This window comes from Staphylococcus sp. HMSC065D05 (assembly GCF_001813195.1).
Classification (GTDB): domain Bacteria; phylum Bacillota; class Bacilli; order Staphylococcales; family Staphylococcaceae; genus Staphylococcus; species Staphylococcus epidermidis.
Genome location: NZ_KV811746.1, coordinates 120,958 through 140,095, shown reverse-complemented (window position 1 = coordinate 140,095; position 19,138 = coordinate 120,958). Strand labels below are relative to the sequence as shown.

Annotated in this window: 22 protein-coding genes and 1 riboswitch; of the genes, 4 read left to right on the top strand and 18 right to left on the bottom strand. The window is 32.2% G+C overall.

Translation table 11 applies throughout. The features are described from left to right. Positions 1–64 precede the first annotated feature (64 nt). Complete coding sequence (murF, locus tag HMPREF2897_RS05735; RefSeq protein WP_070592794.1) at positions 65–1,420, bottom strand: UDP-N-acetylmuramoyl-tripeptide--D-alanyl-D-alanine ligase; 1,356 nt, start codon at positions 1,418–1,420, stop codon at positions 65–67. 11 nt (positions 1,421–1,431) lie between these two features. Continuing rightward, a complete protein-coding gene (locus HMPREF2897_RS05730) occupies positions 1,432–2,505 on the bottom strand; it encodes a D-alanine--D-alanine ligase (protein ID WP_070592793.1) in 1,074 nt (357 codons plus the stop codon). Between the two features lie 390 nt (positions 2,506–2,895). On the opposite strand from HMPREF2897_RS05730, the gene HMPREF2897_RS05725 reads away from it, so the two are divergent. Then, entirely contained in the window at positions 2,896–4,107 is a 1,212-nt protein-coding gene (locus HMPREF2897_RS05725) for an FtsW/RodA/SpoVE family cell cycle protein (RefSeq protein ID WP_002447766.1), read from the top strand. Between the two features lie 98 nt (positions 4,108–4,205). On the opposite strand, the gene HMPREF2897_RS05720 is transcribed toward HMPREF2897_RS05725, so the two are convergent. The 3 genes from HMPREF2897_RS05720 to csoR form a co-directional block, all read right to left on the bottom strand. Beyond that, positions 4,206–4,343, bottom strand: coding sequence for an Lmo0850 family protein (locus HMPREF2897_RS05720; RefSeq protein ID WP_001829949.1), 138 nt, complete (start codon positions 4,341–4,343; stop codon positions 4,206–4,208). A gap of 143 nt (positions 4,344–4,486) precedes the next feature. After that, complete coding sequence (locus HMPREF2897_RS05715; protein ID WP_002447767.1) at positions 4,487–4,696, bottom strand: putative copper chaperone CsoZ; 210 nt, start codon at positions 4,694–4,696, stop codon at positions 4,487–4,489. Between the two features lie 6 nt (positions 4,697–4,702). After that, the gene (gene csoR, locus HMPREF2897_RS05710; protein ID WP_002458700.1) at positions 4,703–4,996 is read right to left on the bottom strand and encodes a copper-sensing transcriptional repressor CsoR; all 294 of its coding nucleotides are present in this window, start codon (positions 4,994–4,996) and stop codon (positions 4,703–4,705) included. 173 nt (positions 4,997–5,169) lie between these two features. Between csoR and cls the strand changes: the two genes are divergently transcribed. Together cls and HMPREF2897_RS05700 are read left to right on the top strand one after the other, a co-directional pair. Next, positions 5,170–6,654 (top strand): cardiolipin synthase, encoded by a 1,485-nt coding sequence (cls, locus tag HMPREF2897_RS05705; protein WP_002447769.1) that lies wholly within the window; start codon positions 5,170–5,172, stop codon positions 6,652–6,654. Positions 6,655–6,835: 181 nt separating this feature from the next. After that, on the top strand, positions 6,836–7,489 hold the full coding sequence (locus HMPREF2897_RS05700) for an HD domain-containing protein (RefSeq protein WP_002475468.1): 654 nt from the start codon (positions 6,836–6,838) through the stop codon (positions 7,487–7,489). Between the two features lie 106 nt (positions 7,490–7,595). Here HMPREF2897_RS05700 and yidC read toward each other — a convergent pair whose 3' ends face one another. The 7 genes from yidC to HMPREF2897_RS05665 form a co-directional block, all read right to left on the bottom strand. After that, positions 7,596–8,468, bottom strand: coding sequence for a membrane protein insertase YidC (gene yidC, locus HMPREF2897_RS05695; protein WP_002458703.1), 873 nt, complete (start codon positions 8,466–8,468; stop codon positions 7,596–7,598). 88 nt (positions 8,469–8,556) lie between these two features. Next, on the bottom strand, positions 8,557–9,195 hold the full coding sequence (gene thiE / locus HMPREF2897_RS05690; RefSeq protein WP_002458704.1) for a thiamine phosphate synthase: 639 nt from the start codon (positions 9,193–9,195) through the stop codon (positions 8,557–8,559). A 5-nt stretch (positions 9,196–9,200) separates the two neighbouring features. After that, on the bottom strand, positions 9,201–9,989 hold the full coding sequence (thiM, locus tag HMPREF2897_RS05685) for a hydroxyethylthiazole kinase (RefSeq protein ID WP_002475462.1): 789 nt from the start codon (positions 9,987–9,989) through the stop codon (positions 9,201–9,203). After that, complete coding sequence (gene thiD / locus HMPREF2897_RS05680; protein WP_002458705.1) at positions 9,982–10,803, bottom strand: bifunctional hydroxymethylpyrimidine kinase/phosphomethylpyrimidine kinase; 822 nt, start codon at positions 10,801–10,803, stop codon at positions 9,982–9,984. The genes thiM and thiD overlap by 8 nt, the downstream gene beginning before the upstream one ends. Further along, positions 10,796–11,485: a thiaminase II gene (tenA, locus tag HMPREF2897_RS05675; RefSeq protein ID WP_070592792.1), complete on the bottom strand. Its 690-nt coding sequence runs from the start codon at positions 11,483–11,485 to the stop codon at positions 10,796–10,798. The genes thiD and tenA overlap by 8 nt, the downstream gene beginning before the upstream one ends. Positions 11,486–11,556: 71 nt before the next feature. Next, a riboswitch (TPP riboswitch) is annotated at positions 11,557–11,655 on the bottom strand. 113 nt (positions 11,656–11,768) lie between these two features. Then, on the bottom strand, positions 11,769–12,428 hold the full coding sequence (locus HMPREF2897_RS05670) for a transglycosylase family protein (RefSeq protein WP_002447776.1): 660 nt from the start codon (positions 12,426–12,428) through the stop codon (positions 11,769–11,771). A gap of 387 nt (positions 12,429–12,815) precedes the next feature. Then, positions 12,816–13,211 (bottom strand): single-stranded DNA-binding protein, encoded by a 396-nt coding sequence (locus HMPREF2897_RS05665; RefSeq protein ID WP_002447777.1) that lies wholly within the window; start codon positions 13,209–13,211, stop codon positions 12,816–12,818. Between the two features lie 190 nt (positions 13,212–13,401). Here HMPREF2897_RS05665 and HMPREF2897_RS05660 point away from each other — a divergent pair, with 190 nt between their 5' ends. After that, positions 13,402–13,842 carry a YwpF-like family protein gene (locus tag HMPREF2897_RS05660; protein ID WP_002458706.1) on the top strand — a complete coding sequence of 147 codons (441 nt, stop codon included), beginning with the start codon at positions 13,402–13,404 and terminating at the stop codon, positions 13,840–13,842. 317 nt (positions 13,843–14,159) lie between these two features. Here the strand turns inward: HMPREF2897_RS05660 and fabZ are convergent, their stop codons facing one another. From fabZ to atpG, 6 genes are all read right to left on the bottom strand, one after another. Beyond that, the gene (fabZ, locus tag HMPREF2897_RS05655) at positions 14,160–14,597 is read right to left on the bottom strand and encodes a 3-hydroxyacyl-ACP dehydratase FabZ (protein WP_002447779.1); all 438 of its coding nucleotides are present in this window, start codon (positions 14,595–14,597) and stop codon (positions 14,160–14,162) included. Between the two features lie 33 nt (positions 14,598–14,630). Continuing rightward, on the bottom strand, positions 14,631–15,896 hold the full coding sequence (gene murA / locus HMPREF2897_RS05650; protein WP_002447780.1) for a UDP-N-acetylglucosamine 1-carboxyvinyltransferase: 1,266 nt from the start codon (positions 15,894–15,896) through the stop codon (positions 14,631–14,633). A 109-nt stretch (positions 15,897–16,005) separates the two neighbouring features. Continuing rightward, entirely contained in the window at positions 16,006–16,239 is a 234-nt protein-coding gene (locus HMPREF2897_RS05645) for a DUF1146 family protein (RefSeq protein ID WP_002495678.1), read from the bottom strand. Between the two features lie 148 nt (positions 16,240–16,387). Further along, a complete protein-coding gene (locus HMPREF2897_RS05640; protein ID WP_002447782.1) occupies positions 16,388–16,792 on the bottom strand; it encodes a F0F1 ATP synthase subunit epsilon in 405 nt (134 codons plus the stop codon). A gap of 19 nt (positions 16,793–16,811) precedes the next feature. Continuing rightward, a complete protein-coding gene (gene atpD, locus HMPREF2897_RS05635) occupies positions 16,812–18,224 on the bottom strand; it encodes a F0F1 ATP synthase subunit beta (protein ID WP_002447783.1) in 1,413 nt (470 codons plus the stop codon). 21 nt (positions 18,225–18,245) lie between these two features. Next, positions 18,246–19,112, bottom strand: coding sequence for an ATP synthase F1 subunit gamma (atpG, locus tag HMPREF2897_RS05630; RefSeq protein ID WP_002447784.1), 867 nt, complete (start codon positions 19,110–19,112; stop codon positions 18,246–18,248). Positions 19,113–19,138: the final 26 nt, after the last annotated feature.

Sequence of the window (19,138 nt, the reverse complement as noted above, 5' to 3'; positions counted from 1 at the left end):
AAAGTAACACCCAAATTAATTTACAGATGCTCATTCATTGCATGCTTTAAAATTAGATTTTATATTACAACAATGCGTCAACAACTTCCTCAAGCTTCATACCCCGTGAACCTTTAACTAAGACTTTGTCCTCTGGTTTAACTTGAGATATTAACGTCTGAATTAACTGTTCTTTTTGATCAAAGTGTTTTGCTTCTTTAACAAAAATTTTACCACTATCATGGATATAACTGGCTTCTTTACCAAATGTATATAAAACATCTATATTTTTATCTTTCAAATATTCACCAACTTGTTTGTGCATCACTTGACTATTAGGTCCTAATTCAAGTACATCTGCTAATATTAAAATTTTTCGACCTTTCATGACACTTAATGTATCAATGGCAGCTTTCATACTTGTTGGACTTGCATTATATGCGTCATTAATTACTGTTACATTATTTGATGATTCATGTCTTTCCATTCTCATAGCAGTTAATTGCACATTGTGAATATTATTTTGAATTATTGTTTCATTTAAGCCTAATTCATGTCCAATAGCAATTGCAATAGCAGCGTTTTTCATATTATGCGTGCCCAAAATTGGTAAATGATAGTGTTCTTTTTGATTGATAGTAAAATGAATACCTTCGTTTTTCACATCGTTCATATGACAAGTATATGTATTGTCTGAATTTAATCCAATGCTGATTAATTTCGCATCTTTAACTTGAGTAACATGAGGTTTTAATAAAGGTTCATCTCCGTCATAAATAAATATACCATTTGTTTTGAGACCAGTTGTTATTTCAAATTTAGCTTTTGCAATACCTTCTCGCGATCCTAAATCTTGCATATGTGACTCACCAATGTTTGTGATGACAGCTATATCAGGTTGTGCGATGTTAGATAACAACTCTATTTGATGAAAACCTGACATTCCCATTTCTAGAATAGAAATTTCTGTGTCTTCATCAAGTTCTAGTAAAGTCAACGGCATTCCAATTTCATTATTATAATTTCCTTGTGTTTTCTTAACTTTAAATTCAGTTGATAATACACTTTCAATCATGTCTTTTGTGGTTGTTTTTCCATTAGAACCAGTGACCGCTATCACCTTAGGATTTACATGATTTAGATATGCTTTTGCCAATTGCTGTAAGGCTATTAAAGTATCTTCTACCCAAATAATAGGACCTTGGATCTCTTCAGAATACCTATTCTCTTTTTCACTAAAAACAGCTCCAGCACCATCGTTCAACGCTTGTGTAATAAAACGATGGCCATCAACATTCTCGCCTTTAAACGGTATAAATAACGACCCTTCGTTGATTTCCCGTGAATCAATTGAAACCCCATTTATTGTTTCTTTTAAATATTTTTCATCAATTTCACAATCTATCCAGTTTTTAATTTGCTCTAATGTGACGTTTATCATAACTAAAACCTCTAATAATCAATTTTATATTTATTTTTCTTTTTATCTTCATAACGTTCTTTAGCCAAATCAATCAATTTAGCAATTAAATCAGGGTAAGATAAGCCCATATTTTTCCATAAGTTTGGATACATACTATATGCAGTAAATCCTGGCATGGCATTTGTTTCATTGATATAAATTTGATTATCATCAGTAACAAAGAAATCTGCACGAACTAATCCCGAACAATCAGTAGCTTTAAAGGCCTCTAATGCCATGTTTCTTAATGTCATTTGAACATCTTGATCTAAATCTGCTGGAATATCTAATTTAATCTTACCGTCTTTATACTTTGATTTATAATCATAAAATGCTACATCCTTAACTACCTCACCAGGCCATGTTGTTTCGGGATAATCGTTACCTAAGACAGCTACTTCAATCTCTCTAGCATTAATTCCTTGTTCAATGACAAGTTTACGATCAAATTGGAATGCTTCAGCTATCCCAGATTTTAATTCTTCTTCATTGTTACATTTACTTATACCAACACTTGAACCAAGATTAGCAGGTTTTACAAATACCGGATATGTTAACTTATCATTAACTAATTTAATGATATTATTTTCATATTTTTCATACTCACTTCTTAAAAAGCTAATATAAGGTAATTGAGGTAAACCTCTATGCTCAAATAATTGTTTCATCACGAGTTTGTCCATTGAGCTTGAAGCAGCTAACACACCATTACCTACATATGGTATATCCAGTACTTCAAAAAGACCTTGGATAGTTCCATCTTCTCCATTTGGACCATGCAATAACGGGAACACTGCATCATATGATCTTCCTAAACTACCTTTACTGAGTAATTGTGAGATTTCTCCAGTTTCTACATCATTAATGACGAGTTCGTCAGTATTTTTTATTTCTTGTGTAATATTATCTTTTTTCTTCCATTCACCATCGTTTGTTATATAAATGATATCAACTTGATATTGTTCTTTATCAATTGCGTTTAAAACATTTTGTGCAGTTAAAATTGAAACATCGTGTTCTGCACTTTTACCTCCAAAAACGATACAAATATTTTCTTTTGTCATTTCGTTTTCCTCCATTACAATTACAGTTCTTTTAGCCTTTTTCTTTGACGTAATTGTTTAATTGATCTTTTTATTTGCTACTTTAAGTTCATAACGACTTCTGAAACTTAATATTATCATATTTTGAAATTCAATTGCATTTGATAATCTAAATATAGAACTAAATTTTAGTGACAATTTGGGTCAATATACATATTTTTATTATGACTATTACATATTAAAAGTTAAAAAGGTGCTATCATTCTTTGATATTCTAGCAAATTTAAAAGAAGTCATGTAAAATTAATATATATTTGATTAGAAAATTTGAATGAATACCGATAATTAAAATATTGTAAAAGTATCTACAGCAATTTTGTAAAGTGATCCATATACATAAAGGAGTAAGCAATGAATTATTCTTCTCGTCAACAACCTAAACGAAACTGGTTACGTAAAGTCGACTGGATACTCGTACTAGTTATATCGCTATTAGCACTAACAAGTGTTATTTTAATCAGTTCCGCTATGGGTGGCGGACAATATAGTGCAAATTTCAGTATTAGACAAATCATTTATTATATTTTCGGAGCTATTATTGCACTTTTAATTATGATAATTTCACCGAAGAAAATTAAAAGTAATACTTATATTTTATATAGTATATTTTGCATTCTATTAATAGGATTACTTATTTTACCTGAAACTTCAATCACCCCAATTATTAATGGTGCTAAAAGTTGGTACAGTTTCGGTCCTATAAGCATCCAACCTTCCGAATTCATGAAAATTATACTTATACTTGCTTTAGCTAAAACGATATCTAAACATAACCAATTTACATTTAATAAGTCTTTTCAGTCTGATTTAATGTTATTTTTTAAAATTATAGGTGTATCCATTATACCTATGGCATTAATTCTATTGCAAAATGACTTAGGTACTACTTTGGTGTTATGTGCAATTATAGCTGGTGTCATGTTAGTAAGTGGAATAACATGGAGAATATTAGCCCCTCTTTTTATTGTTGCATTTGTAAGTGGCTCTAGTATTATATTAGCTATCATTTATAAACCATCCTTAATAGAGAGCCTATTAGGAATAAAAATGTATCAAATGGGACGTATCAATTCTTGGTTAGATCCCTATTCATACAGTAGTGGGGATGGATATCACTTAACAGAATCTTTAAAAGCTATTGGTTCTGGTCAATTATTAGGTAAAGGTTATAACCATGGCGAAGTTTATATTCCTGAGAATCATACCGACTTTATTTTTTCAGTGATTGGCGAAGAAATGGGCTTTATAGGTTCAGTATTATTGATATTACTTTTCTTATTCTTAATATTCCACCTTATACGATTAGCTAGTAAAATTGATAATCAGTTTAACAAAGTATTTATCATAGGATATGTATCGTTGATTGTCTTTCACGTGTTACAAAATATCGGCATGACGGTTCAATTACTACCTATTACAGGTATACCACTTCCGTTTATTAGTTACGGCGGAAGTTCTTTATGGAGTTTAATGACTGGTATAGGAGTAGTTCTTTCAATTTATTATCATGAACCTCAACGATATCAAATACCCGCATTATCTAAAAAATCTAATACAATTTAACCTATATAAAAAAGAGACACTATTCACATTGAACAGTGTCTCTCTTTTTTATATTAATTTAGATAATCAATACATAAAATATTATATTATCATGCAAATCATTTTAATTCATGACTTACTTGATTAGATGTAGGCAAAGTATTAATAATATCTAAACGAGATTTAGTTTTCTTAATATTCACACCCAATGATGATAATAATTTGACTACATTTTGAATCTTATCCTGATTCTTCACAATTATCACCTCGTTAGAAATAGCTTCATATCCATCATACCCTAATTACTTCTACTTTACTACATCATCCAAGAAATATTTTTAAATATTTCTAAAAGTTATAATAATTCAAAGAAAAAAACGAATTAAACACAATCCTTTAATTATAAAATACGAAATCCGCAATCGTAAATTTCTTTTTCAATGTTATTTAAATTTGCGGGAGTGTCAAATTCCACTCGAATCTCATTCATTTGGTAATCGATATCCACACTATTGATGCCTATCATCTTAGATAAATGATCTTTGAGCTGTTTCTCTTGTTCAGTTGTTTTAATACCTGAAACATGTATCAATCCTTTTTTCAATTTCATACCCTCTTAATCTTTTATTAATTTTTGGAATGTCACGAGCAATTCATCCATTGCTTCTTCTTGCGCACCGTCGTTTATTTTTTCCATAATACAACCCTTCATGTGATGATCTAGTAATTTAATAGCTACACTATTCAATGCTGAACGTGTTGCTCTAATTTGAGTTAGTACATCATCACAGTAAACATCGTCATCAATCATACGATTGATTGCTCTTACTTGACCTTCTATTCTATTTAATCTTGATTTTAAATTTGTTTTTATTTGCTCTGAGTGATGTGCACTCTCCATGTCTGCCATAAAGTCACCTCTGTTCATATTATATCGTATTATTCATAAATTCACTCGTCAATGATTCAGTTAATTAAATATCATCTCACCATGATATTCGTATTTCTTCATGCTATAATTATATTTAAAAATCACTGAAATGAAAACTGAGTGAGAATAAACAATCATAAAGGAGGTAACCTATGATAGAAGTCTTTACTATGGCACTTCATCAATCTAATATTATAATTAATATTTTATTAGTTAGTGCCTTTTTATTAAATTTAGTTTTTGCATTCATTATTATCTTCATGGAGAGGCGTACAGCAAATTCTATATGGGCGTGGTTATTGGTTTTAGTTTTTTTACCTTTAGTAGGATTCATATTGTATTTATTATTAGGTCGCCAAATACAGAGAGAACATATATTTAAACTCGCCAAAGAGGATAAAGTTGGTCTTGAAATGATTGTTGACGAGCAATTAGAGGCTTTGAAAAAGCAAGACTTTTCTAAGGGTAATCATCAAATTGTTAAATTTAAAGAAATGGTACAAATGTTACTTTATAATAATGCTGCTTTTTTAACAACTGATAACGATTTAACAATTTATACAGATGGTCATCAGAAATTCGATGATTTAATTAATGATATTAGACACGCACAATCATATATTCACATCCAATACTACATTATTCATAGTGATAATCTCGGAAAGCAGTTGTTACATGAACTAGAAAAAAAAGCTGAAGAAGGTATAGAAGTTAAAATGCTTTACGATGATATGGGCTCAAGAGATTTACGAAAGAAGGACTTAAAAAAATTTCGTCAAAGAGGCGGCCATGCTGAATCTTTCTTCCCATCAAAATTACCACTTATTAATTTAAGAATGAATAATAGAAATCACAGAAAAATAGTAGTCATTGACGGTACGATTGGATATGTTGGTGGTTTTAATGTAGGAGATGAATATTTAGGTAAATCTAAGAAATTTGGTTATTGGAGGGACACACACTTACGTATTAAAGGTGACGCGGTAAATGCCCTTCAACTCAGATTCATCTTAGATTGGAACTCACAATCAACTCGTGACAATTTAACTTATGAATCTCGATATTTTCCTGATGTTGACTCTGGTGGTACGATAGGCATACAAATTGCTTCAAGTGGGCCTGATGAAGATTGGGAACAAATTAAATATGGTTATTTAAAAATGATTTCTTCAGCTAAGGAATCTATATACATTCAATCACCATACTTCATTCCCGATCAAGCTTTTTTAGATTCGATTAAGATTGCAGCGCTTGGTGGTGTGGATGTTAACATCATGGTTCCTAACAAACGTGACCATCCCTTTGTTTATTGGGCTACGCTTAAAAACGTAGCGTCTTTACTTGAAGCTGGCGTAAATGTCTATCATTATGATAATGGTTTTCTACATTCAAAAACACTTGTCATTGATGATGAGGTAGCAAGTGTAGGAACTGCCAATATGGATAATCGAAGCTTTACATTAAATTTTGAGGTCAATGCTTTTATTTATGATGAAGGTGTAGCGCGATCATTAAAACAAGCTTTCATTAATGATATGAAATTATCTAACAAGCTCACTTCTGAAGCATATGCTAAACGAAATATACTAGTTAAATTCAAAGAAGGGATTTCACAACTACTTTCTCCAATTTTATAGAAATTTGCAAGAAGTGAACGCTTAACGACAGGTTCACTTCTTCATTTATATCTTCTTTAATGTAACAAAATATGTAGTATCATTAATTAAACCATTATAATGATGTCAAAGATATTATTAAATACTAAATGTTAAAAAATGAAATACTTTGATACTTTTAAATTAAGTAAGGAGTCTATCTATGAACTCAAGAATGAAGATTAAAAACGCTTATGAATATATGAAAAGTTTCCATCAACATGATACTACTGGACATGATATTGCACATGTGGAACGTGTCTATAACAACGCTTGTTATATCGCTAAACAAGAAAATATAACAGATACATTCGTTATAGAACTATCATCTTTATTGCATGATACTGTTGATAGTAAATTAACTGATGAAATTTTAGCATATGATCAGCTTAAACAGTTCTTATCTACTCTAGATTTAAGCGATGAAATATCACAACAAGTCCTCTACATTATTAAACATATGAGCTATCGAGCTGGTAAAAATAATCACGTTAAACTTTCGATAGATGGTGAAATCGTTAGAGATGCTGATCGCCTAGATGCCATAGGAGCAATCGGCATTGCTAGAACATTCCAATTTTCAGGACACTTTGGTGAACCTATGTGGACTGAAACGAAGTTTTCAAATGAAGCGTTACATACGTCTCACATTGAAGAGTTAGACAATTCAGCAATAAAACATTTTTATGAAAAATTATTTAAATTAAAAGATTTAATGCACACACCTACTGCAAAAAAACTTGCAGAAGAAAGACATCAATTTATGATTCAATTTCTCAAACAATTTATGTCAGAGTGGAATTTTAATAAAGAGTAAATTCAAATAAGAGATAAATTGTTAATTCATGTTTTAACCAAAATCATTAGTATCTACCACATAAAAAATACCTGAGACAACGATTGGTGTCTCAGGTTATTGTTTATTATTTTTTATTCTTTTTTGATACTACTTGAGTATTTTTCCCTTTTTTCTTTGAAGAAGGATTATGTTCTCTTTCATACTTTTCAATAAAAGGTTGAACTTCTTTTTTAGCAAGTTTAGAGTAATAAATATTAGCAAAATGCGTTTGAATTACTAAGAATAATGCACTGACAGACCAGTATAAACCTAAAGCTGATGATGCTTGTAAAGAAATCCAAATAATCATTATTGGAGAAATAACCATCATCATATAACCCATCTGACGTTGCTCTTGAGGCATCGTTTTGCTTGAAACTACAGCTTGAATAAAGTATAGCACACCGGCAATAACTGTAATCCAAATGTCAGGTTTAGTTAAATTAAACCATAAGAAATGCGGATGTTCAGATAAACCATTTACAAGTTTATCTTTTAATACAAAGTATAATCCCATAATAATTGGCATTTGAATAAGTATAGGTAAACATCCTAACATGCTCTTCATAGGGTTCATATCATATTTTTTATAAACTTCCATAAGTTCTTGGTTTGCAGCCATTTTTTCTTCTTGTGTACGCGCACGTTTAACCTTTTCTTGAATGCCATCTACTTCAGGTTTAGCCACTTTCATTTTCTCACGCATCATGTGGCTATTTTTATAGTTAGATAACATAAATGGTAACAAGATTAAACGAATGAAAAGAACTAATACAATAATTGCTAGTCCAAAATTATTATGAAAAACATCATTTCCTAACCACTGTAAGAGATGTTTCATAGGTTGAACAAAAGTATTAAAGAAGAATCCATCTTGCTTCTCAGGTGTAGAGTAATCACAACCTGCTAGAAAAATCATTATTCCCAAAAACAAAGGTAGTAACGCTTTTTTCTTCATTTTTCCACCTCTAATGTTATATTCACATAGAGTATATTTTATCATACTAATACAATAGTAGAAAACAAAAAGTAGAAAAAATAGAGATTTAGGTGAAATATCTTAAGAAGTATTTAACCGTTTTGTCTATATTGGTACTACGTGTAATTGCTGAGATGACAGAAATACCATCTGCACCTTCGTCAACAATAGGCTGCACGTTAGTTTCATTAATACCTCCAATGGCAACTATAGGAACATCATGAATATATAATCTTAATTGAGATATCATAGATGGCCCAACAGGTTTACTAGCGTCATCTTTTGATGATGTTGTATACATTGGACCTACTCCAATATAATCAACTTTAGACAAATCAGATTGTTGATACTCTTTCAAATTCCCTACACTTAAACCTATAATCTTATTTTTAAATTGGCTTGCAAATTGTTGAATTTCCATATCATCTTGACCTACATGAATGCCATCAGCATTAATCTCTTGGGCTAATTGAACATCATCATTAACTATCATAGGTACGTGATATGAATGACATAATTGTTTAAGTTTTAAGGCTAGCTGTTTTTTCTTTTCTCCTTTTAGTGCATTAGGGCCTTTTTCACGAAATTGATACAATGTGATTCCAGCTTCTAATGCCTCTTTGAGAACTTGCTCAATTGATTTATTTTTAGGTATATCTTGTGTTCCGCAAATAAAATAGACTGATAATTGTTTTGAATCAAACATCATATTTATATCTCTACCTTTTTTACTTGATTTTTATAAGCAATATCATTTATTTGATAAAGTTGATCTAGTAGTTCAGATAGAAAAGTACCAGGTCCATTTACATGAGGTGCTTGTTCAGCAAATTCTGCTGCGATGTTGTAGACACTTACCGCTTCAACTAATAAATCAATTGAAGGTTGAGTATTTCTAAACAAGAAACTTGCTAATACACCACCTAACAAGCATCCAGCCCCTGTAATTTTAGTAAGAAGCGGAGAACCATTAGATAATTTAATTATTTTCTCATTTTTTGCAATAATATCATCTTCCCCAGTAATGACAATAGCAGTGTTTAAAGTATTTGCCGCTTTTTTTGCAATATTTACTGAATCTAATTCGCTATCACTGTCAGTACCTTTCATAGTTGTATTAAAATCAATTAATGTCAATATTTCTGATGCATTGCCTTTTATAACTGTGACATTAACTTCATCAAGAAAACGTTGACAAAAATTTTTACGATATGTAGATGCACCAACTGCCACTGGATCAAAAACTATTGGTGTACCTTGCTGATTAGCAATTTTACCTATTTTGATAATATCTTCCTCATTTTCACGTGTGAGTGTACCGATATTAATTAAAAGCGCACTAGCCATTCGAGTAAAATCTTCAGCTTCTTCTGGTGCCTCACTCATTGCGGGACTAGCACCTAAACTTAGTAAACCATTCGCAGTAAAGTTTTTCACAACATCATTGGTATAGCAAATTACGAGTGGATTTTCTGAACGTAATCGTTCTAAATTATTCATCATCTAAACCTACTTTCTTCATATAAGCAAAATGATTTACAGGTCCTCTTCCCCTGCCAATTTCTGGGGTATGTTCAATACTTAATGAAATAAACTCTTTTGCTTTTTTTACTGCATCATTTATGGAACGACCTTTAGCTAATTCTGCTGTAATGACTGCTGAAAAAGTACAACCAGTTCCATGCGTATGTTTAGTATCAAAGCGTCTGTTCTCAAATGTATACGTTTCATTCTTAGTGAAAAGAAAATCTTTAGCATTATTTAAATCGGCTGAATGTCCACCCTTAATTACAACGCCCTTACTACCAATTTCATTAATAAAGATTTGACCTGCTTTACGTATACTTTCTTCATCGTTAATTTTAATACCAGTAATTTCTTCAGCTTCAGGTATATTCGGAGTGACAACATCAGCCAAAGGTAATAATGTTGATTGCAAATGATTTTTAGTATTGTCATCCATCAATGAATCACCACTTTTGGCAAGCATAACTGGATCAATCACATAAGGAATATTGGAATGTTCCTTTAAGTAACTTTGAATCAACTCCATCGTTTCTTTTGTTGCAATCATACCCGTTTTGATAGCTTGTGGTAATTCATCATCAAACACACTATCAAGTTGTTCCTTTACCCATGAAGTTTCTAAATTATGAATATGTTGAACTCCTAGAGTATTTTGAGCAACGATACTTGTTATAGTGGCCATACCATAAACGCCACACGCGTGAAATGATTTTAAATCCGCCATAACACCTGCCCCACCGGTGGGGTCTGTGCCTGCTATTGTTAGTGCAATTTTAGGTTTATGCATTATTATCTCCCCTATATTCCCATTTTTCATTAATATATGCCATATTGAAGAAATGTCTCTCATGAATAGTACTTTGCAAGAAATTTTCTTTAATTTCATTTTTTTCAGTCTCACTACAATGTTTAGTTAAACGGTCCATCAATTGATCGAACACATCAACAAGTTTGTCCATTTCAGTACTATAAAATTGGAACCATTTAGAAGTCACTGATTCTTTATTTAATTTTGGATCTTCCATCGCACGTTTACCAATGACAGCGTAAACGTATGGACATGGTGCCATCGCTGCAATCGTGAAGGCTGCATTTTCACGTGCAAATGCATTGAAGTACATGTGTTTAATATAATGATCACCACTTGGTGGCCATACTTTTTCTTTTACTATTTCTTCATATGGTTCATTAATGAAATCAGCTAGAACCTCATGCGCTTCAACTTCTCCTTCTAACATAAATTCAATTTGTTCTACTAGAAATTTAACATCATCCATGGAACTCATTTTGGGTATGAGCATTGCATAAATATTTGTAAACTCTTTTAAATAAGAAGCGTCTGCTCTTAAGTATTGTCTTACAGCTTGATTAGATAACTTACCTGCTAGTAAATCTTGAATAAAACCATCATTGTAAATGTCATCAATAATAGGTTTTGATGCTTCCCTCAACTCTTTTGAAAATGTCATAATTAGCCTCCTCAAAAAATAAAACTACTTCCCAACGAGGAAAGTAGTTAGACCAAGACATCTTAATGACGAATAGTTAATAACTACTTTCCTACGTTGGTATTAACCAAATCAGGTTATAAGGGTCTGAATACATTCATCTCAGCCTTTTGGCTCCCCTAGTAGTAAATAATATATGATTCATTATCAACCATAGCAAACGATTACATGTAAATCAAATAAGTCGTATAATAAAAAACCATCTTCTCAAATTCGAGAAGATGGTACATACTTCATATTTTAATTAAGCAGTTACCCAATGACCTGGGCCACCAGTATTATATAATTTTACTGCTGCTTTGTCTTGTACGCTTTCTGGAGCTTTTGCAGGTGATACACCTTTATATTGACTTGGAGCAACAGAATCCCAAGTTGATTGTAAGAATTGATATTTACCTGCTGCACCTGAAGATGGGTTTATTGCATGAATATCGCCACCTGATTCACGTTGAGCAATTTGTTGTAAATGTGAATTTACATTTACTGATGAACCACTTGAAGCTTTACTTGAAGAAGTTTGACTTGCAGATGTTGATTTTGTTTGTGGTTGCGCTGTTTGCTCATTTTGTGGTGCTGATACTTGTACAGGTTGTTGTTGTGTTGCTACTTGAGATTGGCTTGGTTGAACAGGTTGCGTAGCATTGTTTGTTGATTCATAACTCCAACTCCAAGTAGAACCATCAGATTCAAAATGATAAGAATTGCCATTGTAATCAAAATTAATGTTATAAGCACCTTCTTGAACAGGGCTTTCATTTAGTGATTGATCATTAGTTAACGCTTTTTGAGCTAATTCTGCTTTATCAACATTTGTAGTCTCACTTGCATGTGCGTCATGTCCTGCGTTGCCTGCTACAACGCCTAGTCCTATAGCTAATGATGATGCAACTAATGTTTTTTTCATTATTAAAAATCCTCCTAAAAGTGATTTGTTTTCTTAATTTGTTTACGTAACCTACTGTAACATCTATAAAAATCGTGCAGGTTACACTGAAATAAAAATAAACGCCAGTTTTTTACACTGCAATTACATTAAATAGTATACTAATTCTAATGAATAACCGTAATGATTCCTATCATGATAGTTTTTTCGAGTCACATTATCACAATATCGTTGTAATATAAATGAAATTTATCAGATAATTATCAAAATTATAGGCCTTTGATATGTATTTAAAGCGACCTTTAATTAATGTTTTATGATTAACAAAGGCCGCTCGAGTATAATTGAAAGAAAGGATAAATTAATTTATTAAATATAGGATGGAGTTTTAAAGGAAAAGTTAGTTGTTTAAATATGAATTATTTCTAAATCATCAGGTTGATAAGTGTTGTTTTCAAATTGATTATCAGAGGGAGTTTCATTGTTTTTATTTTTTGGGGACATGAATTTAATTGTTTCAACGTATAATTCTGTAACAAAATGTGTTTGGCCTTCTTTTTCATATTTTCTTGAACGCATTTGCCCAGTTATACCTACTAAAGTACCTTGACTAGTGTACTTTTCAATATTAGTGGCAGTTTTACCGAAAGCTTTACAAAGCAAATAATCTGAAGAAATTTCGTTATTATCATCTTTGTAGTTTCTTTCTGTAGCAACGCAAAATGTTGCTATTTTGTTATCCTCCTTTTCATATATTTGAGCATCTTTCGTCATTCTACCAACAATGACTATTTTATTTAACATGTGTCACCTCCTTCTTATGCTCTAATCATAACTGAGCTTAGTTCACTGGTCAAAACCACAATTTTATTGAAATTGTTAGTAAATGATGATGAGATTTTGATATATTTAAAGAAAATATTGAAGTATTATATCTAAATCTGACATAAATTTATATTTTTGTATGAATAAAAAAATTTGGAGAAGTGATATTATGAAAACTTTTAAGGCAGTAAGATTTCAAATTGTGAATGAACATGGTGCTATATCCGAATACGCCATTGAAGATGGTGTGATTATAAATAAAGAGGGAAGTGGCACTGGGTGGTTACTAGAAATAGTTATTTCAAATGAACACTATGAAACATTTAATCAATATAAGGAAAACAAACAACTTTTAGATATTAGAGTAGTTATTACAAGACCTGCTAACGATCCAGCGTTATTTAATGCAACAGTTAAAAGCGTTAAAAATTTTAAATATTCAATGTCAGTCGTTTTAGAATGTCACATCTACACTTTGAGACAAGAATACGCTGAGAGTTTATTAGAAGAATTAGTTGATGAAGGACTTACTGGTGAAAAGTTAAAAAAAACATTTAATCGTATGATGCAATCAAAACCTAAGTTGAAAGATGAGAAAATCGAAAGATAAACACATAGGGTAATTATAAAACATTTAATTTTCATATATTTAAATCATATACAAATTTAAATGTTGAACATAAATAAAGCCTAGAACATGAATTAACCATTGTTCCAGGCTCTATACGAACACTAATTACTATATTAAAAAGCACTACTATTGATACTTATATTTTCAGACGAGACCTGACTTAGAGCATTTCAACCAGAAATTCAATAGACATGAAAAGTTAGGTCAATAATCTGTGCAACTTTCTTTAAATATGTTTTTACTATTTTATTATCACAATACGAATTATTTTACCTTAAGAGTTTAATTATCTAAGGTTAAGCATCTTGAATAGCAAAAGTAAGTTCACAGCTACAAGCAAGTTGGCCATCAACAGTCGCTTTAGCCGAACCTTTACCTATAGGGCCTTTTATTTTAGTTATTTCAACTTCCAACATTAATGTATCTCCAGGTACGACTTGTTTTTTGAAGCGACACTTATCAATGCCTGCAAATAATGCTATTTTTCCTTTATTTTCTTCGCTATTTAACATAGCTACTGCACCAGTTTGCGCTAAAGCCTCCGTTATGAGAACACCAGGCATCACAGCGTAATTAGGGAAATGTCCCTGGAAAAATGGTTCATTACCCGATACTTGCTTTAGTCCTACACATCTTTTACCTTCATCATATTCTACAATTTTATCTATTAGTAAAAAAGGTTGTCTGTGTGGGATAATTTGTTTAATTTGATTATAATCAAAAATCGTTTCCATTTTTAAAACCTCCGTGCTTAAGCTGTAATAATATTATTGATTAACTCGTTCTATGTTTGCACCTAGACTTTTTAGTTTTCCATGCAAATTGACGTATCCTCTATCAAGATGCTTTAACTCAGTCACTTGCGTAGTTCCCTCGGCAACTAAACCAGCTAAGATTAAGGCTGCAGCAGCTCTTAAATCCGTGGCTTTAACTTGAGCACCTTGTAAATGGCTTTTTCCTTCAATTTTAGCACTTCTTCCTTCAACACTTATATTCGCATTCATTCTTCTAAATTCTGCAACATGCATAAATCTATTTTCAAAAACTGTCTCAGTAATCACTTTGTGTCCATTTGCTGTTAATAATAAAGCCATCATTTGAGATTGCATATCAGTTGGGAAACCTGGGTGAGGTAAAGTTTTTACATCTACTGGATTTAAATCTCCATTTGCTGTAACTCTTATACCTTCTTCATTATATTCAAGATCTATCCCCATCTCTTCAAGCTTATATATTAAACTAGCCATATGTTCTTTAATTGCACCACGTACAAATATGTCACCACGAGTTATTGCACCTGCGATAAGTAGCGTTCCAGCTTCAATTCTATCTGGTATAATTGCATGTTCAACACCGTAAAGTTTTTCAACACCATGTATCGTAATGGTATCAGTACCAGCACCTGTGATTTTACCGCCCATTTCATTAATATAATTAGCTAAATCAACAATTTCAGGTTCTTTAGCGACATTCTCAATGATAGATTTTCCTGATGCCAAGGACGCTGCCATAATAATATTTTGAGTTGCACCTACACTCGGAAAATCTAAATGGATATGTGCTCCCTTTAATCCATCTTTAGCATTTGCATAAATATTTCCATTTTCTAAATGAATGTCTGCACCTAAAGCTTCAAATCCTTTAATGTGCTGCTCAATAGGACGTGTTCCAATCGCACATCCTCCTGGCAAAGCAACAATAGCATGCCCTAATCGAGCGAGTAATGGTCCCATAACCAAGATGCTTGCTCGCATTTTACTCACATATTCATAAGGAGCTTCTTCATTTAAAGTTTTAGTTGCATCAACTTTAACTGCATTTTTATCTTTATCATACTCTACATTTGCATTGAGTGTAGATAATACATTATTGATTGTTTCAACATCACTTAACTCTGGGACATTAACTAGTTTACTTTGTCCTTCTGAAGCAAGTAATGACGCTGTAAGTACAGGTAATACAGCATTTTTAGCTCCTTCAACATTTACTTCACCTGTTAAACGATTTCCACCATTTATTACTATTTTATCCATCTTTAATCCTCCACTTAAAACTCTAATCAGTTATTCATTTCCCAACATTATAATTAAATATTCGTCATATGATCACATTTAACCTATAAATTAAATAACAATTACAAAGTTATTTTATCAAGTATTTCACTTGAGTTGAATATTGCAATAAATCAACTATAAAGTTACTGACTGCCGTACCCAGTAAAATAGAAATAAAAATCATACAAACTTGAACTTGTAATGGGTAGCCCTTTTTAAAAAGTTGATCTAATTTTATGGAATTTAAAGCCCAATAAGCTACGCAAATACAAACAACATGTAAGATTAAATGTACAATTGCGAACTGACCAAGATAATCCATATTAAGCTCCTTCGTAAGATTACTGTATAACATTGTACACGAAAAGAGGCAATAAAGATACTTATAAAAATGGATATTAGTTTTTAATATTTTAGAATTTAAAAAAAGGTTCGATAGTCATTAAAATATACTATCGAACCTTTTTTAATTATTGTAATTCTGCAACACGTAAACGATTATTTGCTCGTTCAAGTGCTCTTTTAGCTCTATTTATGTCTGTATTATCATCATCATCTTCTAAATGTGATTCTGCTCTCGACTTAGCTAATTTAGCTCTTTCAACATCGATTTCACTAGCAGGTTCGGCCGTTTGGACGATAATTGATAATTGATGTTGTCTTGCTTCAATAAAGCCATCACTTACTGCAATAAATTCATTTCCGTTGTGAAAATTAACTTTCACATGACCTGTTTTTAATGCAGCAACAGTTGGAATGTGACCATACATAATCCCCATCTCTCCAGCTGTTGTTTGTAAGACAGCCATCTCAACGTCTTCACGTTCATAGACAGAACCATTAGGAGTGACAATATTTAGTCTAAGTGTATTCATTATCCATACCTCCTAATTATTAGACTTCAACACCCATATCTTTTGCTTTCTCAATTACGTCTTCCATGCTACCTACTAAACGGAATGCGTCTTCAGGGATATGGTCATACTTACCATCTAAAATATCTCTGAAGTCTGCAACTGTTGTTTTAACAGGTACATATGAACCTTTTTGTCCAGTGAATTGTTCTGCAACGTGGAAGTTTTGTGATAAGAAGAATTGAATTCTACGTGCTCGTTCCACAGTTTGCTTATCTTCATCAGATAATTCATCCATACCAAGAATTGCAATTATATCTTGTAACTCTCTATATTTTTGTAAAGTAGATTGAACTTCACGTGCCACATCATAATGCTCTTGACCTACTACTGAAGGTTCCAAAGCTCTAGATGTAGAAGCAAGCGGGTCTACAGCTGGATAAATACCCATTTCTGTTAATTTACGCTCTAAGTTTGTTGTTGAATCTAAGTGCGCGAACGTTGTTGCTGGCGCAGGGTCAGTATAGTCATCGGCTGGTACGAAAACAGCTTGAATTGATGTAACTGAACCTTTATTTGTTGAACTTATACGTTCTTGTAATTGACCCATTTCTGTAGCAAGTGTAGGTTGATAACCAACAGCTGATGGCATACGACCTAATAACGCAGAAACTTCTGAACCAGCTTGAGTGAATCTGAAAATGTTATCAATGAATAATAACACATCTTGACCTTCTTCATCTCGGAAATATTCAGCCATTGTTAATCCGGATAATGCTACACGCATACGTGCACCAGGTGGCTCGTTCATTTGACCAAAGACCATTGCAGTTTTCTTGATAACACCACTGTCGCTCATTTCATAGTAAAGATCATTACCTTCACGTGTACGTTCACCAACACCAGCGAATACTGAAATACCACCGTGTTCTTGAGCGATGTTATTAATAAGTTCTTGGATTAGTACGGTTTTACCTACACCGGCACCACCAAATAATCCAATTTTACCACCTTTTATGTAAGGTGCTAATAAGTCTACTACTTTAATACCAGTTTCTAAGATTTCTACTTTTGTTGATAATTCGTCGAATCCTGGAGCTTGTCTATGGATAGGGTCACGTCGTACTGAATCATCAATTTTTTCATCTAAGTCAATAGTTTCTCCTAGTACGTTAAACACTCTTCCTAGAGTTACGTCACCGACAGGTACACTAATGTCTCTACCTGTATCTTTAACTTCCATTCCTCTTTGAACGCCGTCAGTTGAGTCCATTGCAATTGTACGAACTACATCGTCACCTAATTGAAGTGCAACTTCTAACGTTAATTGAAGCGTTCCATCTTCTTTAGGAACTTCGATGTGTAATGCATTATTTATCTCAGGTACTTCGTTATGTTCAAAACGAACATCTATTACTGGACCCATAACTTGAGTTACACGGCCAATTCCCATGTTGATTTCCTCCTTTTATTATTACTCAAGAGCTGATGATCCACCCACAATTTCAGTAATTTGTTGAGTAATCGCAGCTTGTCTCGCTCTATTGTATTCTAATGATAAATCATCGATTAGTTCTGTCGCATTATCTGAAGCATTTCTCATTGCTGTCATACGTGAAGCGTGTTCACTAGCTTTTGCATCTAAGATTGTACCGTAGATTAAACTTTCAACGTATTGTGGCAAAATAACGCTTAAAATAGATTCTTTATCTGGTTCAAATTCGTATGAAGACATTTGACCATGTCCTTGACCTGAATCTTCTTGAGATAATGGTAAAACTTGTTTAGTTGCAGGTTTATTTTCTAAGACACTAACATAATGACTGTAATAAATAGTCAATTCATCTATGTTTTCCTCGCTAAATAAATCAATAGCATGTTTAGCTATAGATTGAATAGACTTAAATGAAGGTTGATCTGGAACTTCAACTAAAGAACTTTCAATTTCATATCCTCTATGTTTGAAGAAATCTACACCTTGCTGACCTAAAACGATTAGACTATATTCACTACTGTCGTTGTGTTTAGATTTGATATCGTTTACTAAGCTTTTTAAAACATTTGTACTATAGGCACCGGCTAAGCCTTTATCACTAGTAATTACTAAGTAACCACTTCTTTTAATATCTCTAGATTTAAGCATTGGATGATTAGAGGTACTATTTGAACCAGCTACAGCTGTAATAGCATCTTGCATCTTTTCCATATAAGGTCTAAATGATTTAGTATTTTTCTCAGCTCTACGTAATTTTGAACTAGAAACCATGTTCATCGCCTTAGTGATTTGCTTCATCTTACTTGTCGATTTAATACGACTGTCTATCTCTTTAAGAGAGGCCATTATCTCACCACCTTTGGAGTATTAAT